Here is a 25891-nt window from a genome sequence, read left to right on the forward strand (position 1 = left end):
TCGCATGCTTGTGGCGGAACTAGTCCAACGCCTCATAATCGAACCAATCGAACTGCGCCGGCGTCCGCGACTCCGCGCCGTTGCCGGTGGCGTACATCGCCAGGATGACGCCCGTAAAACCGCCTGCCACTTCCGTCGCCAGCATCGCGCATTCGCCCCGGCCGAACCAGAACGGCTCCTCTTCGCCGCTTGCGAAGCCGAACGCGTAGTGCTCCCGATCCGCCCGAATCGTCAGCACGATCGACGCTTCGGTCCACGGCGTCTCATGCTCCACCTTCCACAGGCTTCCGATTCTTCTTCTGAAGATCACCTTGTTCTCGCCGCGAATCCGGGTCACCGCGATCTCGTAATGGAACCGCTCGTTCATGAAGACGGTCAGCCCCGCTTCTTCCCCGTCGCGCTGCGGCTCGAAATTCATCTTGGCGGAGGCGCGGCAGGCGAAATGCTGCTGTCTGCGGCCGACGAACGCCGGCGCGCCGCCGTCGTTCAAGGTAGCGGAGGTACCGCGCAGCGTCAGGCAGCTCGCTCGCTCCGCGAGCGTCCAATGCGGCGGATTCGGCGTGCGCAGCAACAGCCAAGCCGGCGCGAGCGACGCCGCTTCGAAGTGGTCCCGGACCGATGGCGCAGGAGGCGGACTTAGCGCTAGACCATCCGCCGCCATCGTTTCGAGGACCGTGCCGCCCTCGCCAATGACCGGCCAGCCGTCCGCCGTCCACGCGACGGGCGCCAGGAACGTCTCCCGGCCCAAATGGTGGCGCATCGGATAACCCGCGGGACGAATGCCGAGGAAGACCGCCCACCAATGTCCGTCCGGCGTCTGCACGAAATCCGCGTGTCCCGTCGCCTGGATCGGCCGCTGCAGGCTGCGGTGCGTCAGGATCGGATTATACGGGCAGCTCTCGAACGGACCGTCCGGCTGCGTGCTTCTCGCCACCGTCGCCATATGCCCGTACTCGGTGCCGCCTTCGGCGATGAGCAGGTAATGCCACTCGCCGATCCGATACAGATGCGGCGCCTCCGGGAACTGTCCGCCCGTTCCTTTCCAGACGAGCTTGATGTCCGAGAGCCGCCGTCCCGTTGCCAGATCGATCCGGCTTTGATAGATCCCCTGCCCGTCCCGATCCCATGAAGTCGAGAAGTAGACGGTGCCGTCGTCGCCGAAGAACAGATCGGGATCGATGCCCGGTTGATCGACGTAGATCGGGTCCGACCATTCCCCGCGGGGATGATCCGTATAGACGATGAAATTACCGCCGCCCGACACGTTCGTGGTCGTCATATAGAAGATGCCCTCGCGGAACCGGATGGTCGGCGCATAGATGCCGCCCGAGGTCCACGCCTTGCTCAGATCGAGCTGCTCCGGCCGCGTCAGGCAGTGGCCGATCGGCTCCCAATGGACGAGATCCTTGCTGTGAAAGAGCGGGACGCCCGGCGAATATTCGAACGAGCTCGTGACTAAGTAATAGTCCTCGCCCGATCGGCACACGCTCGGGTCCGGATGAAAGCCGCTCAGGACGGGATTGCGATAATGCATAGCCATGCTCCCCTCGTTAATATGGATGCTGCGCGTAATCTTTTCTAGCGCCTGTTCCAGCGCCTGCCAAGCGCGGGATTTGGTCTTGATCTTGCGATTAGGAAGAGCGATGATATCAGCATACGATTCCGGCGAAGGGAGCGAGTACCTTTGAGCAGCGTCTATTTGACTTGGTTCACGACCGACGAGCAGTTCCCGTTCTTTATCCAGTACGGCGGACACGACGAAGATACGGAGCTGCATCAGCACGTCGATTTTTCCGAGCTCGTCATCGTGCTGAACGGCCATGCGACCCATATCGTGAACAACGAAACCTCGTTCATCAAGAAAGGCGACGTATTCGTGATTAATGGGGATACGCCCCACGGCTACAAGGATCCGCATCAGTTCAAAATTTGCAATATCATGTACCGGTCGGAGATGCTCCGATTCGCCGGACCGGATCTGCGGACGTCCAACGGCTATCAAGCGCTGTTCGTCCTAGAGCCCTACTATCGCAGCATTCAGCCCTATCCGAGCAAGCTCAGTCTGCCGATCCCCAGCTTGGAGCACGTCGCCTCGCTCGTCTCGGGTTTGGTGGAAGAATATCAAGACCAGGCGCAAGGCTACCAGACGATGCTGCTGTCGCGTTTCATGGAACTTGTCGTCTACCTATCCCGGCAATACGATCGTCATGAGAAGGGACAGTCCAATAATCTTCTGCACCTGGCGAGCGCGATCTCTTATATTGAAGATCATTATTTGGAGCCGATGTCGCTTCCGGATATCGCTGGGCATGCCAACATATCGGTCCGGCACCTGAACCGGATATTCCGGTCTTACTACAAGATGACGCCGATCTCGTATTTGCAGCGGCTGCGGTTGGAGCGCGCGTTCCACCTGCTCAAGCAGACGAATCGACCGGTGACGCAAATCTCGTACGAATGCGGCTTTAACGACAGCAACTATTTCACGCGCCAGTTCGCGAAGGCCTACGGCGTTTCCCCCAGCTCGTTCCGGAAGCAGCACGGGTCTGTGAACCCCGGCGGCGATTAATTCCGAGATTCCCCCCGCAAATAAGAGAGGCCTGATGCGATGATCAGGCTCCCCCCGCCAGACTATTGCCACAGCTCGATGCGATCTTTCACCAACTCTTGACGCAGCTCCTCGACTTTCTCGACGCCCGCCTTTTCCAGCTCCGCCATGTAATCGTCCCATATGTTGTCGAAGTCTTCCGGCTTGGCAAGGATTGCCTCCGGAATCCGTTGCCACGTGATGCTTTTCAGCTTCTCGTCGAGGACGGCTATTTCGCTGTCGCCCGGAACCGGGATGTTCCAGGCCGCGCCCCACGGACGGACGGGGAACTCTTCTTCCTTCGGGAACAGATCCTTCCACGTCGTCGCGCCGTACGCCTTCAGCACTTCTTTCTCGACGTCGTTATAATCGGCCACGATCTGCTCCGGGAATCGGGTCGTGTAATAATTGCCGCTCGGATCCTTCACCCCGTCGCCGTAGTGAGGGGCCAGATTCAAATAATGCCCGATGCCCGTCTCCTTCTGGAACGCGGCGGCATCGTTGATTTTGCGCTCGTTCACGTCCTGCGGAATCGTGCGTTTGCCGGCCGTGACCTCATAATGCTTGCCTTCAATGCCCCAGTTCATCAGCACTTGGCCTTCGTCGGAGGCGAGGTAGTCCAGGAACTTGATCGTACGCACCGGGTCCGGGTTATCGGCCGAGATCGCGATGCCGTAGCCGCCCATGAACCCGGTCGGCCAGAAGCTCGTATCCTTATACTCTTCCGATAGCGTGACCGGATAGTGGCCGTAGCCGTATTCGAACTTCCCTTCGGCTTTGAGCGCTTTCTCCCCGTCGCCGTAGTTCCAATCCTGGTCGATGAGCCCGATCACGCGGCCGGACGCGATCTTCGCTTTGTATTGGTCGTACTTCTGCACGAAGCTCTCCGGATCGAGCAGCCCTTCGGCGTTCATATGATTCAGCCAGCGGAAGTACTCCTTCTCGACGGGACGGCGAAAATGGTACGTGACCTCCTGCGTATCGAAGTCGATGAAATATTCGCCGTCGCCTGGCGCGCCCGTCGCCATCGGAGCCGGATCGGTGACGGAAATATACATCCGCCAATCGTCGGCGTTCAAGGACAAGCCGATGTTCGGGTTGCCTTTCTCGTCGGTCGGATGCTTCTCGAGGTATGTCTTGATCGCGTTCTCGAAATCCTTCACCGTGCGAATCTTCGGATAGCCCAGCTCCTTGACGACCCGATGCTGCAGCTCGAAGCCGCCGCCGGCGTTGAAACTCGTCTGCCCGACGCCCGCATAGGTCGGCAGGGCGTAGATCGCCTGATCCTCGTTGCTGTAACGCGCGCGCTTGAGCTCTTCGCCGTAGACCTTCTTGATGTTGGGCGCATGCTCCTCGATTAGATCCGTCAAATCCAGCACCGCGCCGGCATCGACGAATTTGTTGATGCTGCCTTTCGCGCTGATGAGGTCCGGATAATCGCCGCTTGCCGCGATCAAGGCCGACTTCTGCACCGGGTCGCCGACGGCGAATTCGGCTTCGAGCGTAATGCCCGTTTTCGCGGTGATGGCCTTGCCGACGTCATCCTGCATGTCCGACCAGTTCGGATTCGGGTCCTCGCTGTAGAAACTAAGCGTAAGCGGCTGCACCGCTTCGTCTGCCGAATCGCCGCCCGCCGTATTCGAGTTCGCTGGTGCATTGCCGCTGCCGGCCGCTTTCGGTTCGTTCGTGCCGCTGCAGCCTGCCAGCAATCCGCCCACCATGGTCGCGGCCAGCAGCAGCCCCGGCCATCTCTTTGGTTTGATCATGTTCGTTCGTGCCCCTCTCCATCGTCGTCGTATACGTTTTCGTCATTCTCTATCCGCGATCGCCGCGCGGCATCGCCAGCTCTTGGTGCTCCATTCATCTAGCATTATATCGACCGCGTTCCTCGCCCTACCTTGAAAATAGGGTCAACAAGTAGCATGATCTGGCCATTATCCCCTCACTTGCGCGAACAACAAAAAATCCGCCTATGCAGCGGATTTTCGACTCAACCTTTTGTGCGGATAACCACTCCGCGTTGTTGTGTTACGCCTATCCGAAGTCCCGCTGCCGCATCGCCTCGTACAACAGCACCGTCGCCGCCATCGCGACGTTCAGCGATTCCGACTGCCCTTTCATCGGGATGATGACGCGATCGTCCAGCTGCGCGAGCGCCGCCTCCGACAGCCCGTCCGATTCGCTGCCCATGAGCAGCCACGTCGGTCCGCGCCAGTCGTGCGCGTAGCAATTGGCGGAGGCTTGAAGACTTGTCCCGACCAGCCGCATGCCGTTGGCCTTCGCCGCCGGAAGCAGCTCGCTCAGATCACCCTCGACCACCGGCACGTGAAACAACGACCCCATCGTCGAGCGGACGGTCTTCGGGTTGTACAGATCGACGCAGCCTTTGCCCAGCACGACCGCATCGGCCCCGACCGCGTCCGCGCTGCGGATGATCGTCCCGACGTTCCCCGGATCGCGCACGCCGTCGAGCACGACGACCAGTCCGTTCGCCCGGAATAACGCCGCCGGATCAGCTTCCAGCTTGCGCACGACGCCGAACACCGGCGGCGGCGAATCGGTCCCTGTGCATTTGGCGATGATCGCACGCGTCGTCTCGATGATCTCGTATCCGCCGCTCGCCGGCGCAAGCGCGCCTCGAAGCTCATTCGGCACGCCGCGTTCCATGTCATATACGATCGATTCGAGCTGTGCCCCGGCCCCGATCGCTTCTTGGATGAGATGAATGCCTTCTATAATAAACTTCCCGCTCCGGTCGCGGTGTTTCTTCTCCAGCAGCGACGCCATCGCTTTGACTTTGTCGTTCTGCGCGGAGGTAATGGTTATGATTCGGTCCATGCTCACTTTAGCTGCTCAGCCTTCCGCGAATTCGATTTCCAGTCGCGACAAATCCTCGTTCTTGCCGACGATCACGAGGATGTCCTGCTCCCGGATAATATCTTCTGCATAAGGGGAAATATTCATATGGTCCCCGGATTTGATTGCCAGTACGTTGCATTTGAATTTGGCGCGTATGTCCAGCTGCTTGAGGTTGCGTCCGACCGCTTGGGTAGGCGCCTTCAGCTCCACGATGCTATAGTCGTCGGACAGCTCGATAAAATCGAGAATGTTCGGCGAGATCAGATGGTGCGCCACGCGAAGGCCCATATCCCGCTCCGGATAGATGACCTTGTCCGCGCCGATCTTCCCAAGCACCTTGCCGTGCAGCTCGTTCTGCGCCTTGACGATCAATCTCGGCACGCCCAAGTCCTTCAGAATGAGCGTCGTCAAAATGCTCGCCTGAATATCGGCCCCGATTGCGACGACGACAACGTCGAAGTTCCGGACGCCGATCGCGCGCAGCGCGTCCTCGTCCGTCGTATCCGCAGATACGGCATGCGTCACCTGGTCCGCGATGTCCTGAATTTTTTGCTCATCCCGATCGATGGCAAGCACTTCAAACCCCAGATTCGTCAATGCGCCTGCGACGCTGGAGCCGAAGCGCCCCATGCCGATGACCGCAAATTGCTTTTTCGCCATGCCCGAGTATCTCCCTTCGGATAAACCTGCATCTTGCCCATTATACCATAAATCGGCGTTCGAACCGAAAACGCGGCGGCATGAAAGGTTCCCCCCAAGGCCATATTAAACGCGATAACGATGAGGAGGGATACGTGTGAAGGTAACACTCGACTTGCGGCAAGCCATCATGAATCGGGTGCAAAACAAATCAGGCGATGAGCTGCGCGGCGTCATCACCGATTCGATCGGCGGCGACGAAATGGCGCTTCCCGGCCTTGGCGTCCTGTTCGAAGTAATTTGGCAGCAAAGCGCCGAGGCGGATCAGCAGAAAATGGTGCAAACGCTGTATGATTATATTCAACAGGCGGAAAGTGTCGCGAACCCTAGCCCGAGCTAATCGGACCCCGATCTGCATAGATGATGCTGCATCCTCATGCAGCGTTCGCTGATTCCAAGCGTTTTAGCCGCCAGCCAACTAGGAGCGGCCAGCGCTTGGGACAGCACCAGCAACAGCAGCACTACCTTCTCGCCTTTCTTCGACGTTGTTCGTTCGTCTCCCCGGCTTGATAACCTTCCCGGATTTCGCCCGTGTCGCTACAAACACTCCCTTCTTGCTGCAGTACATCAGTAATCCAGCCTTATCTTAAGACATATCGGTTGTTGCGTTATCACGATGCCGGTAACGCATAGCCTACCCAACTCTCGGTCATCACGTTTCGTTCCTCAATACGGTTCCCCGCCTTTTGGCATCCGAACGCCCGCCCTCGGCCGGTTGTGGAAATATCCCCCTTCCCTTATACTGGTTACGTTTATTCTTAATTTCTCCCTGCAAGCATGGGGTACTGTTAGCGGCAGGCGCCAGCTTGTTTAATTAGAACCAAACCTGCAGACCCTAAAGCAATCCTGGATTGGAGCAACCCTATGATCAAAAAAGACCATGTGAAGCGTTACGCCGACTCCGCGCTCACGCTCTCGTTCGTGGGCACGCTGGCCGCCTATCCCTTCCAACATACGTTCTGGGGCGGTCTTTGCTATTCCGGCTTCAGCGCGGCGACCATCGGCGGGTTGGCCGATACATTCGCGGTCAGCGCGCTCTTTCGGCAGCCGCTTGGCATTCCTTGGCCCCGCTTCATGGGGACCCGTATTATCGCGCGCAACCGCGACCGGCTTATTAATGAAATCGTGGACATGGTGCAGCATGAGCTGCTGTCGCTGCCGAGCATTCGGCGGAAAGTCGAGCACTTCGACGTCGCCGACATGCTGGAGACGTATTTGACCCAACATGGCGGCGAGGCGGATCTGACCCGCCTGCTGCAGCGATTCGCGTCCGAAGCGATGGAAGGCGCCGACATCGGCGAGCTGGCCCGCAAGGTGCAAGCGTTCCTCCTCGACAACGCGCACGTCTTCCAAGCCTCCGACTTGCTGGCGGACGTGGCGGATTGGACGATTCGCAATGGCTATGACGACAAGCTGCTCGACTTTCTCATTCGCGAAGGCATCCGCTTGGTCAAGACGGCCGAACTGCGCCAGGCGGTGGAGCAATTGATCGCCTCCGCCTTGAAAACCTACGAAGGCGACCGCAACAACCGCAAATTCGTCAATTCGGTCGCCGGGATTAACCCGGTCAGCATGAGCCACGTCGTCCAGATGAAGCTTGCGCTCGCGCTTCAGCAGCTGCTTCGCCCGGATAATCCGAAGCGGCTGCGGATCAAAGAGATGATAGCGGAATACGCCCGGCGGCTGCGCGAAGAAGAAGCGCTGCGCGAGAAGGTGGAGCGCGGCAAGCTGCAGGTGATCGCGTTCGCGCGCGAGCATTTGGACTTCGGCGCCATGCTGGAGGAATGGCTGCGCCGGCTTAAGCCGTCCTCGGCCGCGGATGCCGAAGACAGCGCGGCTCCAAGCTCGGCGGAACAAGAACGCGCCGACTGGATGCATCGCAGAATCGCCGATTTCGTCCGCAAATTCAGCGGCAGCCGCGCCGCGCTCGAGAGCTTGGACGGCGCGCTGAAGCAAGCCGCCATGCGGGGCTTCGAGCAGAAACACAGCGCCATCGGCCGACTCGTCCGCGAAGGCTTGGAGCAGTTCACGGAAGCCGAACTTGTTCGTTTCGTCCATGACAAAGCCGGCCGCGATTTGCAATTCATCCGGCTGAACGGCACGGTCGTCGGCGGCCTTATCGGCCTGCTCCTGTTCCTGGCCACCGGCTGGGTTGGGAGGTGAGCGGCGAAATGTCCAACAAACGCATCGCCAACGTCGTGCTCGCTGCCGTTGCCCTCGTCTTCCTGGCGGCCGCCTGGATCCGCTATTCCTATCCGGATGCATGGTGGTCCAGCCTGCTCTTCTATATGGCCGAAGCCGGTCTGGTGGGCGGGCTCGCCGATTGGTACGCCGTGACCGCGCTGTTCCGTCATCCGCTGGGCATGAAGGGCAAGCATACCGCGATCGTTCCCCGCAACCGCGATAAGCTGATCGACGGCGTCGTCCGCATGGTCGAGACGCAGCTGCTGCCGCCCGAGACGCTCAAGCTCAAGCTGGCCCAGGCGCCGCTCGCGGATATCGCTATCGGCTGGATCGATCGTCGTTTCCCGGGGGAAGAGCTCGCCCGCGCCGGCTGGCGCCTGCTTGGCGGTCTGCTGAGCCGCATGGACTTCGGACGCATGAGCGCCGACTGGGACGATCGGCTGAAAGAGCTTCTGCGCCGCACCGACTTCACGCCGTATGCCGGCCGATCGCTTCGCTGGCTTCTCGCAAGCGAAGATGTTCATCTCCTGCTCGACCGTCTCGTGGACGAGGCGGAGAAAGCCGCTGCCGCGCCGGAAACCAAGGAAGCCATCCTCCGCATTCTGGAGGAGGAGAAGGACAAACAGCTGAACGAGGGCGGCGGCTTCATGCAATTTCTGAAGAAAGCCGCGTTCATCTTCGCCGAGGAATCCGACGCCCTCAACTTGAAGGATGCGGCCGATGCCATCCATGCCGATCTGTTAGTCTTCCTCGCCGATCTGAAGCGGCACGATCATGAGCTTCGTCTGCTGCTGCTGCGGATGCTTGGCGAAGTGGCCGATCAGCTCGATGCGGAGACTTCGTTATCGGAGACGCTGGAGAGTTGGAAGAACGATGTGCTTGCCCGCCTATCGTTTGCGCCATCCATAGAGGGCATCTTGCAGACGTTCCGCCGGCTGCTGGACGAAGAGTTGGCTACGCTGCCTCAGATCGGTGAAAGCTTGACGCGGGGGTACGACGATGAGGAAATCCCGTCGCTTGCCCAACAACCGGCCGTAACCGCGCTGCGCGAATGGACCGAACGTTTCGTCGCGGACTATTGGGACGCCTTCAAGCGCGATGCCGCGAAGAAAGCATGGGTAGACGGCTTCATCAAATCGCTGCTTAGCAAACTGGTCGACGCGGAGCATCGCGTAATCGGCCAAGTCGCGCGCGAGACGCTGAACACCTTCACCGAGCAGCGATTAATCGCCTTTATCGAAGACAAAGTCGGCGAAGACCTGAACCGCATTCGCATTAACGGCTCGCTCGTCGGCGCGGGGCTCGGCGCGCTGATCTACCTGCTCCTGCACGGCGTGTACGACCCGCTGCTGGATGCTTTCGTCCGATAATCTCACCCCGACCACGGCCGCAAGCCTCTAGAGGCTTGCGGCCGCCCATCCGGCACAACCTAAAAACGCATGCTTCCCCCGAAGGGAAAGCATGCGTTTCTTGTTTTACGGCGCCATCTCCAGGAATTTGGAGGTCGGATTCTTCTCCATCGCCGTGCGCATCGCATATTCGCTCTCGAACAAGGCGACGTAATTGTCTTTCTTGTCCTTCACGAGCGTAGAGTTGATGCGATACTTGGACGGATCGATCTTCTCGTCGACGATCCAGCGCGCGAACTGGTACGGCATCCGCTGCAGCTGGATTTCGACCCCGTATTCGGCGCGCATTCGGTATTCGAACACCTCGAACTGGAGCTGGCCGACGACGCCGAGAATCGTATCGTCGAAGCTCGTCGTGCGGAACACCTGGATGGTGCCCTCCTCGGTCAGCTGGTCGATGCCCTTCTGGTACTGCTTATGCTTGAGCGCGTTCTTGGCCGTGACCTTGGCGAACAGCTCCGGCGAGAACGTCGGCAGTTCGTCGAAGACGATCTCGCTTCCCTGGGACAAGGAATCCCCGATCCGGAAGATGCCCGGATCGAACAGGCCGATAATGTCGCCCGGATACGCCGATTCGACGATATCCCGATCCTGCGCGAGGAACTGCTGCGGCTGGGACAGCTTGATTTCCTTGCCGGCGCGCACATGGCGCACGCTCATCCCGCGGTCGAACCGTCCGGAGACGATCCGCAGGAACGCGATCCGGTCGCGGTGCGCCGGGTTCATGTTCGCTTGAATCTTGAAGACGTAGCCGGTGAACTTCTCGTTCGTCGGCTCCACCGGGCCGCTCACGCTTACGCGCGGCGTCGGCTTCGGCGCCAGCTCCAGGAAGTTCTCCAGGAACGTCTGGACGCCGAAGTTGTTGACGGCGCTGCCGAAGAAGATCGGGGTCAGCTCGCCACCCCCGATTTTGTCCAGATCGAACGGATCGCCTGCCACGTCGAGCAGCTCCAGATCGTTAATGAGCTGGTCGGCCAAATAGTCGCCCGCCATCTCGCGAATAATCGGGTCGCGGTAGTCTGCCACCTTGCGTACTTCGATCTTCGAGTGGTCGTTGCCTTGGAACAGCTCGACCTGGTTTTTCATCCGATCGTAGACGCCGCACAGCTCGCGCCCCATGCCGATCGGCCAGTTCATCGGCACCGAACGGATGCCGAGCACGCGCTCCAGCTCTTCCATCAGGTCGAACGGGCTTTGGCCTTCGCGGTCCAGCTTGTTGATGAACGTGAAGATCGGGATGCCGCGCCGGCTGCACACTTGGAACAGCTTGATCGTCTGCGCCTCGACGCCCTTGGCCACGTCGATCAGCATGACCGCGCTGTCCGCGGCGGTCAATGTACGATACGTGTCTTCGCTGAAGTCTTGGTGACCCGGCGTATCCAGAATGTTGATGCGATGGCCGCTGTAATCGAACTGCATGACCGAGGACGTAACGGAGATGCCCCGCTGCTTCTCGATCTCCATCCAGTCGCTCGTCGCGTGACGGCTCGCTTTACGCGCTTTGACCGAACCGGCTTCGCGGATCGCGCCCCCGAACAGGAGCAGCTTCTCGGTCAACGTTGTTTTACCCGCATCCGGGTGAGAAATAATGGCGAACGTGCGCCGTTTATCGACTTCGCGCTGTAATTCTTCGGTTAACGGTTTGCTCATGGTACATTCCCTTCGTGGACCACATGCCGCTCCTCGCGAACGGCCGGGGGTTGGACCGGTCCCGGGGTGAACGCTTGAGCGGTATGGTTATCGATTAGTGCGTGCAGGCCTTTAACACGCAAAACGCCGCTCCTTTCGCCGGGCGGGTGGCCCGGCGATGGAATCGGCTTCGCGTTTTCTCTATTATACGACATTTCTGCCGCGATTGCTTACTTCGGACTACCGGAAATCCAAATGACGTTATCCTCATCCTGCCCGTTGACCGGCCACCAGAAGAAGCCGTCTTCGCCCAGCAGCTCATCCATACGGGCAGGGCCCCACGAACCGGCCGCGTAGCCGTGCAATTCGGACGTCTCTTCCTTCCAGGCTTGCGCCATCCGGTCGACGAACGCCCACGCCTGGGCGACTTCATCCCAGCGGGTGAAGTACGTCGATTCGCCTCGCGCCGCGTCATAGATGAGGCGCTCATAGGCTTCCGGCGTATTGATGCCGACCAAGCAGCTTTGGCAGAACTCCATGACGACCGGCTGAATTGCGTTGTCCGATCCCGGCTTCTTGGCATTGATTTTAATATAAATGCCTTCCATCGGGTTGACGCGAATGACGAGCAGGTTCGGCGACAGATCGTGACGATTCGCGAACAGCACGTTGTCCGGCACGTTCTTGAACTCGATGACGACCTCGGTCGTCTTCACCGGAAGCCGCTTGCCCGTACGAATGTAGAATGGCACGCCGGCCCAGCGGAAATTATCGACGAATACGCGGGCTCCCACATACGTCTCCGTCTTCGAGTCCAGCGCGACGGAATCCTCCTGCCGATAAGCAGGAAGCTCCTTGCCCTTCAATGCGCCGGCGCCATACTGGCCGCGAACGACGTTGCGGGCCACATCCTCGTCGGATGCGAACGGACGCAGCGAGCGAAGCGCCTTGACCTTCTCGTCCCGAATATCTTCCGGATGCAGGCGGCTTGGCGGCTCCATTGCGATCATCGAGAGCATCTGGAGGAGATGGTTCTGCACCATGTCCCGCAGCGCGCCGGACTTATCGTAATAGCCTCCGCGCTCCTCGACGCCGACGGTCTCCGCCAGCGTAATTTGCACGTTCGCGATGTGCTTGTTGTTCCACAGCGGCTCGAAGAACGCGTTGGAGAAGCGAAGCACTTGAATATTCTGGACCATTTCTTTGCCGAGATAATGGTCAATGCGGTAAATTTGCTCCTCGTTGAACACCTGGCTCAGCTGATCGTTCAGCTTCTTCGCCGATTCCAAATCGTAACCGAACGGCTTCTCGATGACGAGACGGCTCCAGCCCTTCGTCTCGAGCAATCCGCCGTCGCGCAGGTTGAACGACACCGGTCCGAACAAGTTCGGCGCAAGCGCCAGGTAGAACAGCCGGTTGCCCGGGATGCCGAACTTGTCGTCCAGCTCGAGCGTCAGCTTGCCGAGCTCGCGGAACCCGTCGACGTTGTTGATGTCCAATGGCATATAGACGAAGTGCTCCGCGAACTTATCCCACAGCTGCTGATCGTCCGCCTTGTAGCGGCAGAATTCCACGATGGACTCATAGACGTCTTGACGGAACTCTTCGTTCGTGCGCGGCCGGCGGGCAAGACCCACCACCGCGAAATCCTCCGCCAACTTGCCTTCCTTATATAAGCTGAACAGCGCAGGGAACAGCTTGCGCCGGGCCAAATCGCCTGTAGCACCGAATAAGTAGTATACCGCTCCCGCGGCGGCAATCGATTCTTGCTTGCTCACGTCGGTCATATGCCCCATTCTTTCCTATGTATTTTTTCTACTCCACTATCCATTTCGTCTCGATCATGTATTGTAGTTTAGCATATTGCCGGCCCCAATTGCTATTCATTAGCACATAAAAAATACTGATCGCTAACCTAATCTTTGCTAATTTTCCGAGGCGTAATCTCCGGTAATCAACGGCACGCCGACGGTTAATTCAGGCTTCGCCCCCCGGCTGTGCGCGATCTGCAGGTTAACCCGTTTGCCGCCGCTTTCCACCCCGCTTTCCAGCTTCGAGGTAAAATAGGTCATGCTCGCCGTATGCCCGTCATCGTACGACTCTTTACGCGCCGCCTCTGCACGTAGCGCGATCGCGCCCGCGGCGTCGTCCGCCAACTCGCTCTTGCTTCCGCGTCCGACGAAGCCGCTTTGGAAAGCGAGCCCCTCCTTCCGCATCCGCGTCTCCAGCTCTTCTACAGCATTGCCAATTGACGCGAGCTCCACCCCTGCGCGAAATTCGATCAGCAGAACCGCATCCGCGTAGACGATGCTTCCCGAATCCGTCTCGCCACCGTTCACGGCCCCCGCGTCCTCGCTTCCCGTCTTCATCTCAGCCGTATCGGATGGGCGGTACCACAACGTCGTCTTGCCCGGATTCGGACCGGCGCTAGCCGTGACGCCGGAATACGCATGCTCGTCCTCCGCGAATACGGTTTCAATCCCTAGCGTCTCCGCGATCCACCTCAACTGGCCTTGCGTCCATCGTCCATCGAGTCGGAACGACCACGCCGCCGATGCAGCCCCATCCCGAAACGACGCGTCGCTCCACGTCCACACCTCGCGAAAATCGCGCATGATGCTCACTTGATCGCCCTTTTCGCCCCCGCTCTCCGCTCGGTTGCTCCATAGCGCCCAACCCGCTGCCGAGATGAGAACGGCCAGCGCCAAGACGACGCCGGTTGCCGTACGCAACCCCCGATTTTGCTCCGCTGTACGCATACGTTCATCGCGCCCCCTTGTTCAATCATCCGCATCTCTACCAGTTGTAGTTGCTGTTGACCCTGACACGCTCGCCGTGAGAAATGTTAAGCGGTTATCCGTTCGCTCGCCCCGCGCTTTGGATTCAATACAACGACGATCTGGGTAAATAACCATACGCATCCGCCCGTAGGTGAATATACTGCTTGCAGGAAATCCAGGGAGGTGCGCAGAGACAATGGAACCTATCTTCCCGCTCCATGAGGAGCGTATCAATATGTTTTGCGGCATGCCCGTGTGCATCATCACGAAGGAAGGCACGCGCCATATCGGAATATTGTCGCATTGCCGCGGCGGCCGGGTCACGCTGAACGGCGACCAAGCCGGCCCCGCCGTCAGCTCGGAGACGCCAGGCGGCAACGAGAAGAAATCGAAAGGCAAACAAGCCAAAAAAGGCAAGAAAACCGAAGCGAAGAAAACGGCCCCCGCACCCGCGAAGGCGGAGATTCAAGCCTATCCGTTCGATCCGTTCTACCCGTATCCGGGGCCAGGGCCTTATTCCGGTCCATATCGGCCACATAACCCGTTCGGCGAAGCGTTCGCAATCGACCTTTCGTTAATCGCGTATTTGTTCCTGCTTCTGTAAAGGCATCGCCAATCGTTCCGAAACGTATCGAGAAATGGGATGGCTGTGGCTGAAGACCTGCTACTTTGCAGGTCTTCTGTCATTTCCCTTCCCTTTTATCGTCAATGAATGTTACAATCTGTATACACAGACACGTGAAAATAGGAGAACCATGCAGCCAAGGAGGTTTTTTCATGCGAATTCCATCCATACATCCCCCGATCGTAGACCGTATCGACGCGATCCTGCCGGTCCGGCCCATTGCGCGCCAAGACTTGGCGGCGAATCCTGATCGACAACCCTATGGCGGCGGGCTGCCGCTCGAGATGCTTCACGCCGCCAAAGACGCGATCGAACAGACGAACCGTTGGCTAAAGCAAAGCCTGCGCGTGAGACAAGCCGCTCAAGCGGTCGCCGAGCTGCGCGTGACCGCAATTCGCGCCGAATCCGACGTTCAATCTCAATGGGTTAGGAGTATCCAAGCTCTTGTCCATGAGGTTAACGCGCTGCAGGCTGCCTTCAAGGCCGCGGATGGCTCGCTTCACCCCATGCTTCAACATGCGATCGACGCGCCGCTCGCTCGCGGCGCTTCCTGGCGGACGGGCCTATCCCGCCGGTCAGCCGCCGGAGAGTGGGCATTGGATGAGGAGCAGCTGTATGCCGCCTTTGAATCGCATCCTCACGCCGCTATGCGCGCATGGTCCGGTGGCGAAAGCATCGCACGGCAGCTGATCGACGCAATCGACGAGATCCGCAACCTGCCGTTCTCGGAGCTCCTTCAATCGAACACGCTCTCGTTCCATCTGCGCCAGTACTATTACAACGATACGCCGTATCAGAACACCCCGGTCCCTTGGAACGGCTTCTGGCTGAACCGCTACGTGTAATCGCGCAGTACCATCACTTCCACGAGCGAACCCGACGTTGCTCCGGAGGAGCCTGGCGGTATTCGGATGAAGCCGTCCGACTCCGGGAGCGAGGCCATCATGCTCGACTTGTTGAACGCCAGCGGATCGGCGAACTGAACGCCGTCTTTGATGAACAAGCGGGTGCGGACGAACCGTTCGTGCGGACTTCCCTTCTCGAAATCGGCCGTCAGCGTCGCCGTTGTCACCTGAGGCAGCGCCTGTTCCACGCCGACGCCTTGAAGCCGCTTGATGACCGGTCGCGCGAACAGCTCGAAACCTACATAACATGCGCCCGGATTGCCTGACAGCGCGATGAGCGGCTTGCCAAGGAGCGTTGCGGCGGACGTCGGGCTGCCCGGACGCATCGCGACTTTGCTGAACAACAAGGTCGTGCTGCCGGGTACGGCATTTCGCCTAGCTTCGTTCTCCGCGCTTAACCTATCCGCATTGCCGATTTCCCCTGAGGACCCGTCACCCGATTGGCTGCGCGAGGTCAGCAGCCCGCTCCCTGCACCGCTGCCAACTCGATCTTGCCCGCCGTCGGATTGATTGCCCCGATCCTCTTGATCGTCTTGACCGAGCTCTCGCATGAATGCGGCCATCACGTCGTAATCGCCCACAGATACCCCGCCCGTCGTAAGCAGCAGGTCATATTCGACTGCCGCTTGGAGCATGGCCTCTCTCACGGCCGTCAGGTCGTCCGTGATTCGCCCGAGCGAATAAGGTTCGCCGCCTGCTTCCCGCACCAGCGCCGCGATCATGACACTGTTGCTGTCGCGGATAAGTCCTGGCGCAAGCTCGGCGCCAATCGGCAGCAGCTCGGTTCCCGTCGACATAATGCCGACCCGCGGACTTGCATAGACCGGCACCGTCTCATAGCCGAAAGTGGCGAACAGCGCAATGTGCCCGGGTCTAAGCAGCTCGCCGCTTGCGGCGATTGCGTCGCCTTTGCGGAATTCCTGGCCGGCTCTGGCCACGTTCTGCCCGGCTGCCGCGGGCTGCTTGATGCCTACCCGAGCCGCTCCATCGCGTTCCAGTTCGAATGTTTGCTCCAGCATGATGATCGCATCCGCGCCTTCAGGCACCATGGCGCCGGTCATGATACGCACGGCCGTTCCTGATTGCACGGGTCGCTTGGCTTGTCCGCCGGCAGCTACCTGATCGACGACGTCCAACTCGACCGGCTGGCTAGGACTGGCGCTGCCCGTATCCGCGCTAAATACCGCATAGCCGTCCAATCCGGACCGCGCGAAAGGCGGCCAATCGCTTGTCGCGGTTAACGAAGCGGCCAGTCTCCTTCCGCTAGCTTGTCCGATCGGAATATGTTCGACGCGGCCGCTTACGCAAGCATGCAATATTCGGCGCTGCGCTTCTTCGACTTTGATGGCTTTTCGGTTGAATCGCGACGCTCCTTGAAGCTGTTCCACGTTGGTTTCTCCCCCTGCGCCATGCGGCTGCTCCTGCTGCTATCTCTATGTCCTGACGCTCTTCTATAAGTACTTCCATTGTAGCAGAAGAGCACCGACCGCTCCACAGCCCCGTTAAATCCGAGTCTCTCCCGGCCTGTGGTATACTGATCCTATCACACTAGCAAGGAGGCAGGGTTCCATGACGACATCGATCTCGTACTCCCCGCCCGTTCTTCAAATCGTCGGCTACAAAAACAGCGGCAAAACCACGCTCGTGGCCGCGCTTGTCCGCCTACTGAAAGCCGAGGGCTTTCGTGTAGGCACGGTCAAACACGACGCTCACGATTTTACGATGGATCACCCCGGCACGGATACATGGCAGCATCAGGAGGCGGGAGCCGACGTCACGGCCATCAGTTCCTCTCGCCGCGCTGCGGTCCTAACGAACGAACCAGCGACGTTGGACGCGCTCTTATCGCATATGGGCGGAATGGACATCGTGCTCGTCGAAGGCTTCAAGCAAGAGCGATATGCGAAGCTCGTCCTCATTCGAAAACCGGACGACCTTCCCTTGCTTGAACAATTGGCGAACATTCGCCTCGTCGTCGTCTGGCCGGAGATGGAACATTGGGCTGCCGATGCTCATCCCGATTATGCCATTCTTCGGCTGCCGGAGACGAGCTCGATCTATGCCGAGATCCTTCACGTGACCCAACTAGAGAGGAGGGGAAGATAGCCATGGAATGCCGCTTAGGATGCGCCGCCTGCTGCACCGTTGTCTCCATTTCGTCCGCCATCCCCGGTATGCCGAATGGCAAGCCGGCGGGCGTTCGCTGTTTGCAATTGACCGACCAGAACCTGTGCCGTTTATTCGGTAAGCCCGATAGACCCGACGTGTGCGGCAGCCTCATGCCTAGCCTCGAGATGTGCGGTACGACGAACGAGCATGCGTATGCGTATCTCAAGCAGCTGGAGGACGCCACTCGCCCGTAAGAGATCTGGCTGCATCCACCACGCTTCTCCGCGTCTCATCATCTTCCCGCTATATCGATACTATCGACTTCCGTTGCTCGTGAATAGACCGTGGCAACGGACCAAGTTATACGCATTCTTTTTCTGCCGTATTCCTGTCACTGACAGTAACGCGCCTCTACGATAACTACCCCCGTTCGATATTCGGTGCTCACCTCAGTCATGGCACGTAATCGATCCCTAGGTTAACCTCGCGTCTGCCTGCCTTGACCTACATATCAACCATTACCGACTACGCGACCCCATCACACGACTTCAGTTTCAATCGCATATTATTTATTTGGTTAGCTGTTCGCCTCCCCAAACAATCCTCCCTGCGCTTCAGACACACTACCGATTACCCCATCATCCGCTCCCTCTCTTTCAGCTCCATCCGCTGCTATCATAACTTTACCGCCCCCCTCTCTACGCCGCTCCGTTGTTCTCCATTGTTAATCCTCCCGGCACTGCTCCCCCAACGCAAAAAGGCCGCGCGCCGCGACCTCCCCTGATTTCTCTATATCGCCGAATGCTGCATCCACGTTCCGTGGAAGCAACAATCAGGACGTTGTCAGCTTGAACCTTAGCGTAACCTTCCAGCTCTCCAGGCACGTCAGCAGGCACTACTCCGCCAAACCATGTTTATGCGCGTAGATCGCCGCTTGCGTCCGGTCGTCCACGTTTAATTTCGTAAAAATATTCGTGACGTGGAATTTCACCGTCTTGATGCCGATGAACAAATCCTCTGCAATCTCCTGATTGGACATGCCGCGCGCAAGCCGCAGCAGCACTTCCATTTCGCGTTCGGTCAGCTGCTCGTGCAGCGCCGCTTTGGCTGCAACCTTCGGTTGACGGAACCGGTTCATCATTTTCGCCGCTACCTGCTGCTCCAAGACCGACTGTCCTCTGGCCGCGGCGCGGATCGCGTCGGCGATTTCGGTCGCCCGCGACGTTTTCAGCAAGTAGCTGAACGCCCCCGCCTCGATGACCGGATACATTTTGCTATCGTCCAAAAAGCTCGTCAGTACGATCACGCGGCATTCGGGGTACAACTCCATGATTTTGCGAGTCGTCTCGACGCCGTCCATGCCTTCCATGACCAAATCCATCAGCACGACGTCAGGCTGATACGCGGTCGCCAATCGGATGCCTTCCATGCCGTTGCTCGCCTCGCCGACGACCTCGATGCCATCCTCCGTATTGAGCACGGCCGCTAGGCCGATGCGCACCATCTCGTGATCGTCCACCAGCAGTACTTTTATCGGTTGTTCCAACGTTTCCATTTGCTCCAAAGCCTCCATTCCAGCTGCTCCTCCTTCTATGCCGCGAGCGGCACCCGAATATCGATCGTAACCCCTGCTCCCGGCTCCGTCACAATTCTAAGCGATCCCCCAAGCACGTTGACCCGTTCCTCCATCGTCAGCAAACCATACGAGGCCTGCTTTTTGGATTCCAGATCAAAGCCGACGCCATTATCGCGCAGCATCAGCTGAGCGACGCCGTCAATCCGTTGAAGCCGAATCTCCATCTGATCCGCCTTCGAATGCCGCAGCGTGTTAGACAATGCTTCCTGGGCGATGCGGAACAAATGATCCTCCGCTTCCGACGCCAAGCAGATCGAATCGTCCACATCCAGCGTAATCGCCATGGGAACCTTCTGCTTGAGTTCATCCACCAAGCTGTGAAGCGCCTGACCGAGATTCTTGCCGTCCAAATGAACCGGCCGCAGATGCAGCAGCAGCGCGCGCATTTCCGATTGCGCCACGGCCGCCATTTCCTCGATCAGCTGAACCTGACGTTTGGCGCGCTCCCAATCTTTCTCCAGCGTCCGGCTGACCGCCGTGGCCGTCATCGAGATCGCGAACAACTGTTGGCTCACCGCGTCATGCAGCTCTCTCGCCAGCCGCTGACGTTCTTCGATGACCGCGGAGAAACGCACCTGCTCCGTATAGAGGTCATCCTCTTCCTGTTCGCCGACGTCTTCGGAGCCATCGGAAGCAAGCGGAGGAAGCGTCACGTTCGGCTTCGGTTTTCCGCGAAGCTGCAATTCGGTCAACCGCTGAATCGCAGTTTTCAATTTAAGCCCCTGCAAATAACTGTACGCCGCCGCGAGCGCCAATGCAACCGCGATAAATCCGAGTCCGATCGCGGCGGCCTTGCTCTGGAACTGGAATAGCTTGATATAACCCGTGCCCTGCAAGACCAGCACGAGCAAACCCAAGATAACGAGGAGCCAGATAACCGTTTCCGCGATATTGCCGCCTCTTCGCTGCCCCTCCAAAGGTCCTCCCCGTTGCTGCGCGCGATCTTTGCTAAGATTTGGCTCCGACTGATCTGCCATTCGACTAATTGCCTCCCATTTATGTAGATAAGCGGCCTACAGCCGAAGACAGACGCCCCGGTGTGGGACGTCTGTCACGGTCGACCATAGACGATCGCTTTATGCCATTCTATAAGCGTACAGCCTAATTCTCGCAGACTAGCTTAAGTGTACGCAATTTCCTAATCCGGCTTGCCGGCTGGCAGATCATCGCGATTTACCAAGCGATGTCCAAACCTCGACTATTCTTGCTCGGCAGCCGGCTTTTGCAGCTTCGCTTTAAGCGCCTGCAGCTGCTCTTCCACCTGCAGTTGCTTCGAGACATCGACTGTGCTGTGCAGCGAAGAGCCGCCGCCTGCAGAGCCATATGGCACGCGAAGAACGTCTGCTTCCGCTTCCAGTTGAATGATCTTCTCTTCCATGCGGCTGAATCCACGGGAAGCCGTGCCGCTTTCCAAGGAATGAACGGCGGACACTTGGGCCATTTGCTTCTTCGCTTTCGCCATCTGAGCGCGAGCCGCAAGCTCGTTGCGCTTGTTGCGAAGCTGATAGAACTCGTCTTTCATCGTATGCAGCTGGTGCATCAGATCGTCGGCTTGACCTTTCGCCTGACCGTGCAGCTCGAGGTATTCCGAACTCTTCTGATCGAAATAGATCTTCTCTTCCAGCAATTTGCGCGCCAGCTCTTCTTGGCCGGAACGGATCGCCGTCTCTGCTTTCGCTTCGCGGTCAGCCGCATTGCGGACAACTTCGTCCAGGCGCTGCTTCATGCGGCGCTCGTTCGCCATTTGTTTCGCGACCGTTACCTCAGCCGTATGGATCTCGGCCTCCATGTCGCGTAAGTATTGATTTAACATTACCACAGGGTCTTCCATTTTATCCAGCAGTTCGTGCACCGATGCCTTCGTCATGTCTTTCATTCGTTTGAAAATGTTCATTGTATTATTCTCCCTTCTCGTACTTGGCTAGTTTGGCGCGCAGTTCTTCGATTTCTCTGCGCAGTACTTTTTTCTCCAGATCGTCCATCACGCCGTCAAGATGTGCTGCAGGCTGAGCCTGCGGCGGGTTTTGCCAACCGCCGTTGAACGCGCCCGAATCCGGTTGCGGCGGCGTTGCGCCCGCATAAGGTCCGCCATAGTTGTGCGGCTGACGCGGCGGCGTTGAGCCATAACCGCCTTGGTAACCGTTATAGGGACCCGGGCCATACCGCGGATCATAGTTAGGGTAGCTAGGCGGCTCGCTCGGAACGACTAAGCCTGCCAGAATGTACACGATGATAACGGCTCCGCCCGAAAATACGGTGAGTACGATCAGAAGAATCCGCAGTAATGTCGCATCCACGTTCAACGCTTCGGCGATGCCCCCGCATAGACCGAAGAGCTTCTTGTCCCGGCGCGACCGGTACAGTTTCTTCATTGCGACTTCCATCCTTCCTGCTGTAATTTACGCTTCAACTGTTCCATCTCGCGTTCGATCGCGGTTTGAAGGACGGCCCCAGCCTCGCTCAGAAATTCTTGGCCGGACCGGCGAAGGTCGCGAAGGCTTCTGGCTTCCAACTCCATATCCGAAATGCGGTCGTCCAAGCGACGGAACATCCCAGACGGTTGTTGACCAAGACCTTGATTATGGATACCCTGACCCGCATATCGTGCGTTCATTCGCTGCTGCAGCCGTAGCGATTCCATGCGTGCCGAGTAATATTCGCGCTTGTCATATACCGTTTGGTATTCGCTGCGCAGTTCGCGAAGCTGTTCTTCCAACTCGACGAGGCTCGTTTTGGATTGCTCATAGAGATCGCGGTATTGCGCGGCCCGTTCTTCGCTTGCCGCTTTATCATGAAGCGCGACGCGAGCCATATGTTCTTCGCCCGCTTTGAGGGCCGTCAGCGCTTGCTGCTCGCGCTTCTCCTTTTGTTGCTCCGCTTGCAGCCATTGCATTTTCAAGTGGTTGCTATGGCCGCTATATTGTTGATACAAGCGCTCGGCGCTAATGATTTCCTCGCGTGTCGACCAAAGGAACTGATCGATCAGCTTAACCGGATCTTCCGCTTTCTCCAGCCGCTCGTTCAATGTGGCGACCGTAATATCGCGGACTCGACGAATGATGCTCATGTTTGCCCCTCCTATACCAATTTCGTGTTCGATTAAAATTCTCTTCTGCGTCTGAACATCGATACGCCCCATACGATAATGCCGACCGCGATCAGCAGGCTAACGATTCCCATCAGTTTAGGGAGCAGCATCAATGCGCCCACCGCTACCAAAATCGAACCGATCACTTTACTGTTGTTTTTCAACCCGACCGCGCCGAGTCCGATCAGAATGAAAGGCATCAAGAACCCGATCAAGCCGGACAATCCATGTCCGAAGAAGTTCCATACCATCAATCCGCCGACCACAACAAGAATGACGCCTAGTGCTGTTTTACCGTTCATATTGTTGTCACCGCCTCTCCGTTTGCTCATATTGTTCTTTTACGTGCTTCAGGACTGCTTTGTTTCATTACCTTGCTTCTGTTTATAGTTTAGGTGTTTGGCGATGTTTTCAAAACGGACCGCAGGCGGTTTTTGAACCTAGACCTGGGTCCAGTCCCTGATGGACCAAGGGTGGAGCAAGCTTGAAGCGGTTTAACTATTCACGGAATAACTAAAAAAAGAGCCCTGTCATGCAGCGCTCTTCTTTAGATAAAGCCGATCTAACTCGATGTGAAATACAGGTCCTGTCCAACCTTAACGCACCGCGTCATTCCATACAATCAAAACACTCATTCAAAACGAAAAAACGTCGATTTCACTATTCATGAAATCGACGTTTAATCCTGTCATTCAAATGCCGGTGAGAGGACTCGAACCTCCACGGTTTCCCTCACGATTTTGAGTCGCGCGCGTCTGCCATTCCGCCACACCGGCATATTCAATTGGCGTGCCCTAAGAGATTCGAACTCCTGACCTTTTGATTCGTAGTCAAACGCTCTATCCAGCTGAGCTAAGGGCACATGTTTTAAAAAGGTGGAGGCGCCACCCAGACTCGAACTGGGGGTAAAGCTTTTGCAGAGCTCTGCCTTACCACTTGGCTATGGCGCCGTATTAATGGAGCGGAAGACGGGAATCGAACCCGCGACCCTCGCCTTGGCAAGGCGATGCTCTACCGCTGAGCCACTTCCGCAAACATGGCTGGGGATCAAGGATTCGAACCTTGGCATGACGGAGTCAAAGTCCGTTGCCTTACCGCTTGGCTAATCCCCAATAATCATGGGGCGATCGAGGGGAATTGAACCCCCGAATGTCGGAATCACAATCCGATGCGTTAACCACTTCGCCACGACCGCCACGATTAAACTAAATTGGCAGGGGCAGCAGGAATTGAACCCACACTAACGGTTTTGGAGACCGCTGTTCTACCTTTAAACTATGCCCCTATAAACTGGTGGAGGATGATGGATTCGAACCACCGAACTCGTCAGAGAACAGATTTACAGTCTGCTGCGTTTGGCCACTTCGCTAATCCTCCATGAAGCTGGTGCCGCCGAGAGGACTTGAACCCCCAACCTACTGATTACAAGTCAGTTGCTCTACCAATTGAGCTACAGCGGCTTATGAAGTTAAATGGTGGCTCGGGACGGAATCGAACCGCCGACACGAGGATTTTCAGTCCTCTGCTCTACCAACTGAGCTACCGAGCCTTAATCAAAATGGCGGAGCCGACGGGATTCGAACCCGCGGTCTCCTGCGTGACAGGCAGGCATGTTAGGCCTCTACACCACGGCTCCGCATTAAGAATTGGTTGCGGGGGCAGGATTTGAACCTGCGGCCTTCGGGTTATGAGCCCGACGAGCTACCGAGCTGCTCCACCCCGCGTCATTATAAATCATTATGGTGGAGGCTGACGGGATCGAACCGCCGACCCTCTGCTTGTAAGGCAGATGCTCTCCCAGCTGAGCTAAGCCTCCATATTAACAACAGACAAACAACATTGTACCATATTCTAGCTCTTCCTTGCAAGTTAAAACAATGGTGACCCGTAGGGGATTCGAACCCCTGTTACCTCCGTGAAAGGGAGGTGTCTTAACCCCTTGACCAACGGGCCATACTGGCGGAGAGCGAGAGATTCGAACTCTCGATACGCGGTTAGCGTATACACGATTTCCAATCGTGCTCCTTCGACCACTCGGACAGCTCTCCATATGGCTCCCCGAACAGGACTCGAACCTGTGACAACTCGATTAACAGTCGAGTGCTCTACCAACTGAGCTATCAGGGAATATTCAGGCATGTTACACCCTGAAAACTGGATACGAAACTCAACACTTTAGCTGTGTTTGTCTAAGCTCTTGCGAACTTAAACGTTAGGATAAGCCCTCGACCGATTAGTATTCGTCAGCTGCACGCATTGCTGCGCTTCCACCTCGAACCTATCAACCTGGTCGTCTTCCAGGGGTCTTACTAATTGGGAAATCTCATCTTGAGGGGGGCTTCACGCTTAGATGCTTTCAGCGCTTATCCCGTCCGTACTTGGCTACCCAGCGGTGCTCCTGGCGGAACAACTGGTACACCAGCGGTACGTCCATCCCGGTCCTCTCGTACTAAGGACAGCTCCTCTCAAATTTCCTACGCCCACGACAGATAGGGACCGAACTGTCTCACGACGTTCTGAACCCAGCTCGCGTACCGCTTTAATGGGCGAACAGCCCAACCCTTGGGACCTACTTCAGCCCCAGGATGCGATGAGCCGACATCGAGGTGCCAAACCTCCCCGTCGATGTGGACTCTTGGGGGAGATAAGCCTGTTATCCCCAGGGTAGCTTTTATCCGTTGAGCGATGGCCCTTCCATTCGGTACCACCGGATCACTAAGCCCGACTTTCGTCCCTGCTCGACTTGTTGGTCTCGCAGTCAAGCTCCCTTATGCCTTTGCACGCTTCGAATGATTTCCAACCATTCTGAGGGAACCTTTGGGCGCCTCCGTTACATTTTAGGAGGCGACCGCCCCAGTCAAACTGCCCGCCTGACACGGTCCCCCCACCCGATTCAGGGTGGCGGGTTAGAACTCCGATACGATCAGGGTGGTATCCCAACGGTGCCTCCACCCAAGCTGGCGCTCAGGCTTCAACGGCTCCCACCTATCCTGTACAGATCGTACCAAAGTCCAATATCAAGCTGCAGTAAAGCTCCATGGGGTCTTTCCGTCTTGTCGCGGGTAACCTGCATCTTCACAGGTATTAAAATTTCACCGGATCTCTCGTTGAGACAGCGCCCAAGTCGTTACGCCATTCGTGCGGGTCAGAATTTACCTGACAAGGAATTTCGCTACCTTAGGACCGTTATAGTTACGGCCGCCGTTTACTGGGGCTTCGGTTCATAGCTTCGGGTTGCCCCTAACCACTCCCCTTAACCTTCCAGCACCGGGCAGGCGTCAGCCCGTATACTTCGCCTTACGGCTTCGCACAGACCTGTGTTTTTGCTAAACAGTCGCTTGGGCCTTTTCACTGCGGCCCCCTCGGGCTATTCACCCTACC

General features: G+C 57.7%; 22 protein-coding genes, 16 tRNA genes and 1 rRNA gene (1 of these 39 cut by a window edge). 8 read left to right on the forward strand and 31 right to left on the reverse strand.

All coding sequences use genetic code 11. The features are described from left to right. Window positions 1–19: 19 nt before the first annotated feature. Window positions 20–1534: a glycoside hydrolase family 43 protein gene (locus ACFSKT_RS25355; RefSeq protein ID WP_377720866.1), complete on the reverse strand. Its 1515-nt coding sequence runs from the start codon at window positions 1532–1534 to the stop codon at window positions 20–22. A gap of 150 nt (window positions 1535–1684) precedes the next feature. Between ACFSKT_RS25355 and ACFSKT_RS25360 the strand changes: the two genes are divergently transcribed. After that, the gene (locus ACFSKT_RS25360; protein ID WP_377720865.1) at window positions 1685–2569 is read left to right on the forward strand and encodes a helix-turn-helix domain-containing protein; all 885 of its coding nucleotides are present in this window, start codon (window positions 1685–1687) and stop codon (window positions 2567–2569) included. A gap of 62 nt (window positions 2570–2631) precedes the next feature. On the opposite strand, the gene ACFSKT_RS25365 is transcribed toward ACFSKT_RS25360, so the two are convergent. The 3 genes from ACFSKT_RS25365 to ACFSKT_RS25375 form a co-directional block, all read right to left on the reverse strand. After that, a complete protein-coding gene (locus ACFSKT_RS25365; RefSeq protein WP_377720864.1) occupies window positions 2632–4353 on the reverse strand; it encodes an ABC transporter substrate-binding protein in 1722 nt (573 codons plus the stop codon). Between the two features lie 268 nt (window positions 4354–4621). Then, on the reverse strand, window positions 4622–5425 hold the full coding sequence (locus ACFSKT_RS25370; protein WP_377720863.1) for a TrmH family RNA methyltransferase: 804 nt from the start codon (window positions 5423–5425) through the stop codon (window positions 4622–4624). Between the two features lie 15 nt (window positions 5426–5440). Next, on the reverse strand, window positions 5441–6106 hold the full coding sequence (locus ACFSKT_RS25375) for a potassium channel family protein (RefSeq protein ID WP_465263329.1): 666 nt from the start codon (window positions 6104–6106) through the stop codon (window positions 5441–5443). Window positions 6107–6242: 136 nt separating this feature from the next. Between ACFSKT_RS25375 and sspI the strand changes: the two genes are divergently transcribed. The 3 genes from sspI to ACFSKT_RS25390 all read left to right on the forward strand — a co-directional run bounded on the left by sspI (window position 6243) and on the right by ACFSKT_RS25390 (window position 9699). Further along, window positions 6243–6485, forward strand: a complete 243-nt coding sequence (gene sspI, locus ACFSKT_RS25380) for a small acid-soluble spore protein SspI (RefSeq protein ID WP_377720862.1) — start codon at window positions 6243–6245, stop codon at window positions 6483–6485. Between the two features lie 524 nt (window positions 6486–7009). Continuing rightward, a complete protein-coding gene (locus tag ACFSKT_RS25385; RefSeq protein WP_377720861.1) occupies window positions 7010–8308 on the forward strand; it encodes a DUF445 domain-containing protein in 1299 nt (432 codons plus the stop codon). An 8-nt stretch (window positions 8309–8316) separates the two neighbouring features. Then, entirely contained in the window at window positions 8317–9699 is a 1383-nt protein-coding gene (locus tag ACFSKT_RS25390) for a DUF445 domain-containing protein (protein ID WP_377720860.1), read from the forward strand. A gap of 105 nt (window positions 9700–9804) precedes the next feature. On the opposite strand, the gene ACFSKT_RS25395 is transcribed toward ACFSKT_RS25390, so the two are convergent. The 3 genes from ACFSKT_RS25395 to ACFSKT_RS25405 all read right to left on the reverse strand — a co-directional run bounded on the left by ACFSKT_RS25395 (window position 9805) and on the right by ACFSKT_RS25405 (window position 14126). Next, on the reverse strand, window positions 9805–11388 hold the full coding sequence (locus tag ACFSKT_RS25395) for a peptide chain release factor 3 (protein ID WP_377720859.1): 1584 nt from the start codon (window positions 11386–11388) through the stop codon (window positions 9805–9807). Between the two features lie 209 nt (window positions 11389–11597). After that, window positions 11598–13145 carry a glucose-6-phosphate dehydrogenase gene (gene zwf, locus ACFSKT_RS25400; RefSeq protein ID WP_377720858.1) on the reverse strand — a complete coding sequence of 516 codons (1548 nt, stop codon included), beginning with the start codon at window positions 13143–13145 and terminating at the stop codon, window positions 11598–11600. Between the two features lie 147 nt (window positions 13146–13292). Then, complete coding sequence (locus tag ACFSKT_RS25405) at window positions 13293–14126, reverse strand: YwmB family TATA-box binding protein (RefSeq protein WP_377720857.1); 834 nt, start codon at window positions 14124–14126, stop codon at window positions 13293–13295. 217 nt (window positions 14127–14343) lie between these two features. Here ACFSKT_RS25405 and ACFSKT_RS25410 point away from each other — a divergent pair, with 217 nt between their 5' ends. Next, the gene (locus ACFSKT_RS25410; protein WP_377720856.1) at window positions 14344–14751 is read left to right on the forward strand and encodes a hypothetical protein; all 408 of its coding nucleotides are present in this window, start codon (window positions 14344–14346) and stop codon (window positions 14749–14751) included. Window positions 14752–14924: 173 nt separating this feature from the next. Next, complete coding sequence (locus ACFSKT_RS25415) at window positions 14925–15617, forward strand: hypothetical protein (RefSeq protein ID WP_377720855.1); 693 nt, start codon at window positions 14925–14927, stop codon at window positions 15615–15617. Here ACFSKT_RS25415 and ACFSKT_RS25420 read toward each other — a convergent pair. Further along, window positions 15608–17065: a molybdopterin molybdotransferase MoeA gene (locus tag ACFSKT_RS25420; protein ID WP_377720854.1), complete on the reverse strand. Its 1458-nt coding sequence runs from the start codon at window positions 17063–17065 to the stop codon at window positions 15608–15610. The genes ACFSKT_RS25415 and ACFSKT_RS25420 overlap by 10 nt on opposite strands. Before the next feature lie 181 nt (window positions 17066–17246). Between ACFSKT_RS25420 and mobB the strand changes: the two genes are divergently transcribed. Further along, a complete protein-coding gene (gene mobB, locus ACFSKT_RS25425) occupies window positions 17247–17783 on the forward strand; it encodes a molybdopterin-guanine dinucleotide biosynthesis protein B (protein WP_377720853.1) in 537 nt (178 codons plus the stop codon). 2 nt (window positions 17784–17785) lie between these two features. After that, a complete protein-coding gene (locus ACFSKT_RS25430) occupies window positions 17786–18040 on the forward strand; it encodes a YkgJ family cysteine cluster protein (protein ID WP_377720852.1) in 255 nt (84 codons plus the stop codon). A gap of 641 nt (window positions 18041–18681) precedes the next feature. On the opposite strand, the gene ACFSKT_RS25435 is transcribed toward ACFSKT_RS25430, so the two are convergent. The 23 genes from ACFSKT_RS25435 to ACFSKT_RS25545 all read right to left on the reverse strand — a co-directional run. Continuing rightward, complete coding sequence (locus ACFSKT_RS25435) at window positions 18682–19359, reverse strand: response regulator (protein ID WP_377720851.1); 678 nt, start codon at window positions 19357–19359, stop codon at window positions 18682–18684. Window positions 19360–19376: 17 nt separating this feature from the next. Beyond that, window positions 19377–20399 carry a sensor histidine kinase gene (locus ACFSKT_RS25440; RefSeq protein ID WP_377720850.1) on the reverse strand — a complete coding sequence of 341 codons (1023 nt, stop codon included), beginning with the start codon at window positions 20397–20399 and terminating at the stop codon, window positions 19377–19379. A gap of 221 nt (window positions 20400–20620) precedes the next feature. Beyond that, window positions 20621–21316, reverse strand: a complete 696-nt coding sequence (locus ACFSKT_RS25445; RefSeq protein ID WP_377720849.1) for a PspA/IM30 family protein — start codon at window positions 21314–21316, stop codon at window positions 20621–20623. Window positions 21317–21320: 4 nt separating this feature from the next. Next, complete coding sequence (locus ACFSKT_RS25450) at window positions 21321–21794, reverse strand: PspC domain-containing protein (RefSeq protein ID WP_377720848.1); 474 nt, start codon at window positions 21792–21794, stop codon at window positions 21321–21323. Further along, window positions 21791–22489 carry a PspA/IM30 family protein gene (locus tag ACFSKT_RS25455; RefSeq protein WP_377720847.1) on the reverse strand — a complete coding sequence of 233 codons (699 nt, stop codon included), beginning with the start codon at window positions 22487–22489 and terminating at the stop codon, window positions 21791–21793. The genes ACFSKT_RS25450 and ACFSKT_RS25455 overlap by 4 nt, the downstream gene beginning before the upstream one ends. Before the next feature lie 32 nt (window positions 22490–22521). Then, window positions 22522–22812 carry a LiaF transmembrane domain-containing protein gene (locus ACFSKT_RS25460; RefSeq protein ID WP_148931375.1) on the reverse strand — a complete coding sequence of 97 codons (291 nt, stop codon included), beginning with the start codon at window positions 22810–22812 and terminating at the stop codon, window positions 22522–22524. A gap of 395 nt (window positions 22813–23207) precedes the next feature. Next, a tRNA-Leu gene (locus ACFSKT_RS25465) sits at window positions 23208–23286 on the reverse strand. 9 nt (window positions 23287–23295) lie between these two features. Next, a tRNA-Arg gene (locus ACFSKT_RS25470) sits at window positions 23296–23372 on the reverse strand. 14 nt (window positions 23373–23386) lie between these two features. Further along, window positions 23387–23460: transfer RNA gene (locus ACFSKT_RS25475), tRNA-Cys, on the reverse strand. Window positions 23461–23467: 7 nt separating this feature from the next. Continuing rightward, window positions 23468–23542 (reverse strand) — tRNA-Gly (locus tag ACFSKT_RS25480). Window positions 23543–23547: 5 nt separating this feature from the next. After that, window positions 23548–23622 (reverse strand) — tRNA-Gln (locus ACFSKT_RS25485). A 7-nt stretch (window positions 23623–23629) separates the two neighbouring features. Next, window positions 23630–23705: transfer RNA gene (locus tag ACFSKT_RS25490), tRNA-His, on the reverse strand. A gap of 16 nt (window positions 23706–23721) precedes the next feature. After that, window positions 23722–23795: transfer RNA gene (locus tag ACFSKT_RS25495), tRNA-Trp, on the reverse strand. Window positions 23796–23801: 6 nt separating this feature from the next. Next, a tRNA-Tyr gene (locus ACFSKT_RS25500) sits at window positions 23802–23887 on the reverse strand. 7 nt (window positions 23888–23894) lie between these two features. Further along, window positions 23895–23970, reverse strand: a tRNA-Thr gene (locus tag ACFSKT_RS25505). A 13-nt stretch (window positions 23971–23983) separates the two neighbouring features. Continuing rightward, a tRNA-Phe gene (locus tag ACFSKT_RS25510) sits at window positions 23984–24059 on the reverse strand. Between the two features lie 10 nt (window positions 24060–24069). Then, a tRNA-Asp gene (locus ACFSKT_RS25515) sits at window positions 24070–24146 on the reverse strand. A gap of 11 nt (window positions 24147–24157) precedes the next feature. Further along, a tRNA-Met gene (locus ACFSKT_RS25520) sits at window positions 24158–24234 on the reverse strand. A 16-nt stretch (window positions 24235–24250) separates the two neighbouring features. After that, window positions 24251–24326, reverse strand: a tRNA-Val gene (locus ACFSKT_RS25525). Between the two features lie 62 nt (window positions 24327–24388). Next, window positions 24389–24463: transfer RNA gene (locus ACFSKT_RS25530), tRNA-Glu, on the reverse strand. Between the two features lie 4 nt (window positions 24464–24467). Further along, window positions 24468–24558 (reverse strand) — tRNA-Ser (locus ACFSKT_RS25535). Between the two features lie 3 nt (window positions 24559–24561). Next, window positions 24562–24637: transfer RNA gene (locus ACFSKT_RS25540), tRNA-Asn, on the reverse strand. Window positions 24638–24723: 86 nt separating this feature from the next. Further along, window positions 24724–25891, reverse strand: a 23S ribosomal RNA gene (locus tag ACFSKT_RS25545) (it continues 1762 nt past the right edge of the window).

Origin of the sequence: Paenibacillus xanthanilyticus, from assembly GCF_042682185.1 — a bacterium.
GTDB classification, from domain to species: domain Bacteria; phylum Bacillota; class Bacilli; order Paenibacillales; family Paenibacillaceae; genus Paenibacillus_Z; species Paenibacillus_Z xanthanilyticus.

Coding starts and splice junctions, on each gene's coding strand:
- ACFSKT_RS25410 (WP_377720856.1), top strand. CDS start 14,344: ATGGAACCTATCTTCCCGCTCCATGAGGAGCGTATCAATATGTTTTGC.
- ACFSKT_RS25430 (WP_377720852.1), top strand. CDS start 17,786: ATGGAATGCCGCTTAGGATGCGCCGCCTGCTGCACCGTTGTCTCCATT.
- ACFSKT_RS25370 (WP_377720863.1), bottom strand. CDS start 5,425: ATGGACCGAATCATAACCATTACCTCCGCGCAGAACGACAAAGTCAAA.
- ACFSKT_RS25460 (WP_148931375.1), bottom strand. CDS start 22,812: ATGAACGGTAAAACAGCACTAGGCGTCATTCTTGTTGTGGTCGGCGGA.
- ACFSKT_RS25365 (WP_377720864.1), bottom strand. CDS start 4,353: ATGATCAAACCAAAGAGATGGCCGGGGCTGCTGCTGGCCGCGACCATG.
- ACFSKT_RS25405 (WP_377720857.1), bottom strand. CDS start 14,126: ATGCGTACAGCGGAGCAAAATCGGGGGTTGCGTACGGCAACCGGCGTC.
- ACFSKT_RS25415 (WP_377720855.1), top strand. CDS start 14,925: ATGCGAATTCCATCCATACATCCCCCGATCGTAGACCGTATCGACGCG.
- ACFSKT_RS25435 (WP_377720851.1), bottom strand. CDS start 19,359: ATGGAGGCTTTGGAGCAAATGGAAACGTTGGAACAACCGATAAAAGTA.
- ACFSKT_RS25395 (WP_377720859.1), bottom strand. CDS start 11,388: ATGAGCAAACCGTTAACCGAAGAATTACAGCGCGAAGTCGATAAACGG.
- ACFSKT_RS25440 (WP_377720850.1), bottom strand. CDS start 20,399: ATGGCAGATCAGTCGGAGCCAAATCTTAGCAAAGATCGCGCGCAGCAA.
- ACFSKT_RS25375 (WP_465263329.1), bottom strand. CDS start 6,106: ATGGCGAAAAAGCAATTTGCGGTCATCGGCATGGGGCGCTTCGGCTCC.
- ACFSKT_RS25385 (WP_377720861.1), top strand. CDS start 7,010: ATGATCAAAAAAGACCATGTGAAGCGTTACGCCGACTCCGCGCTCACG.
- ACFSKT_RS25450 (WP_377720848.1), bottom strand. CDS start 21,794: ATGAAGAAACTGTACCGGTCGCGCCGGGACAAGAAGCTCTTCGGTCTA.
- ACFSKT_RS25355 (WP_377720866.1), bottom strand. CDS start 1,534: ATGCATTATCGCAATCCCGTCCTGAGCGGCTTTCATCCGGACCCGAGC.
- mobB (WP_377720853.1), top strand. CDS start 17,247: ATGACGACATCGATCTCGTACTCCCCGCCCGTTCTTCAAATCGTCGGC.
- ACFSKT_RS25390 (WP_377720860.1), top strand. CDS start 8,317: ATGTCCAACAAACGCATCGCCAACGTCGTGCTCGCTGCCGTTGCCCTC.
- ACFSKT_RS25445 (WP_377720849.1), bottom strand. CDS start 21,316: ATGAACATTTTCAAACGAATGAAAGACATGACGAAGGCATCGGTGCAC.
- ACFSKT_RS25455 (WP_377720847.1), bottom strand. CDS start 22,489: ATGAGCATCATTCGTCGAGTCCGCGATATTACGGTCGCCACATTGAAC.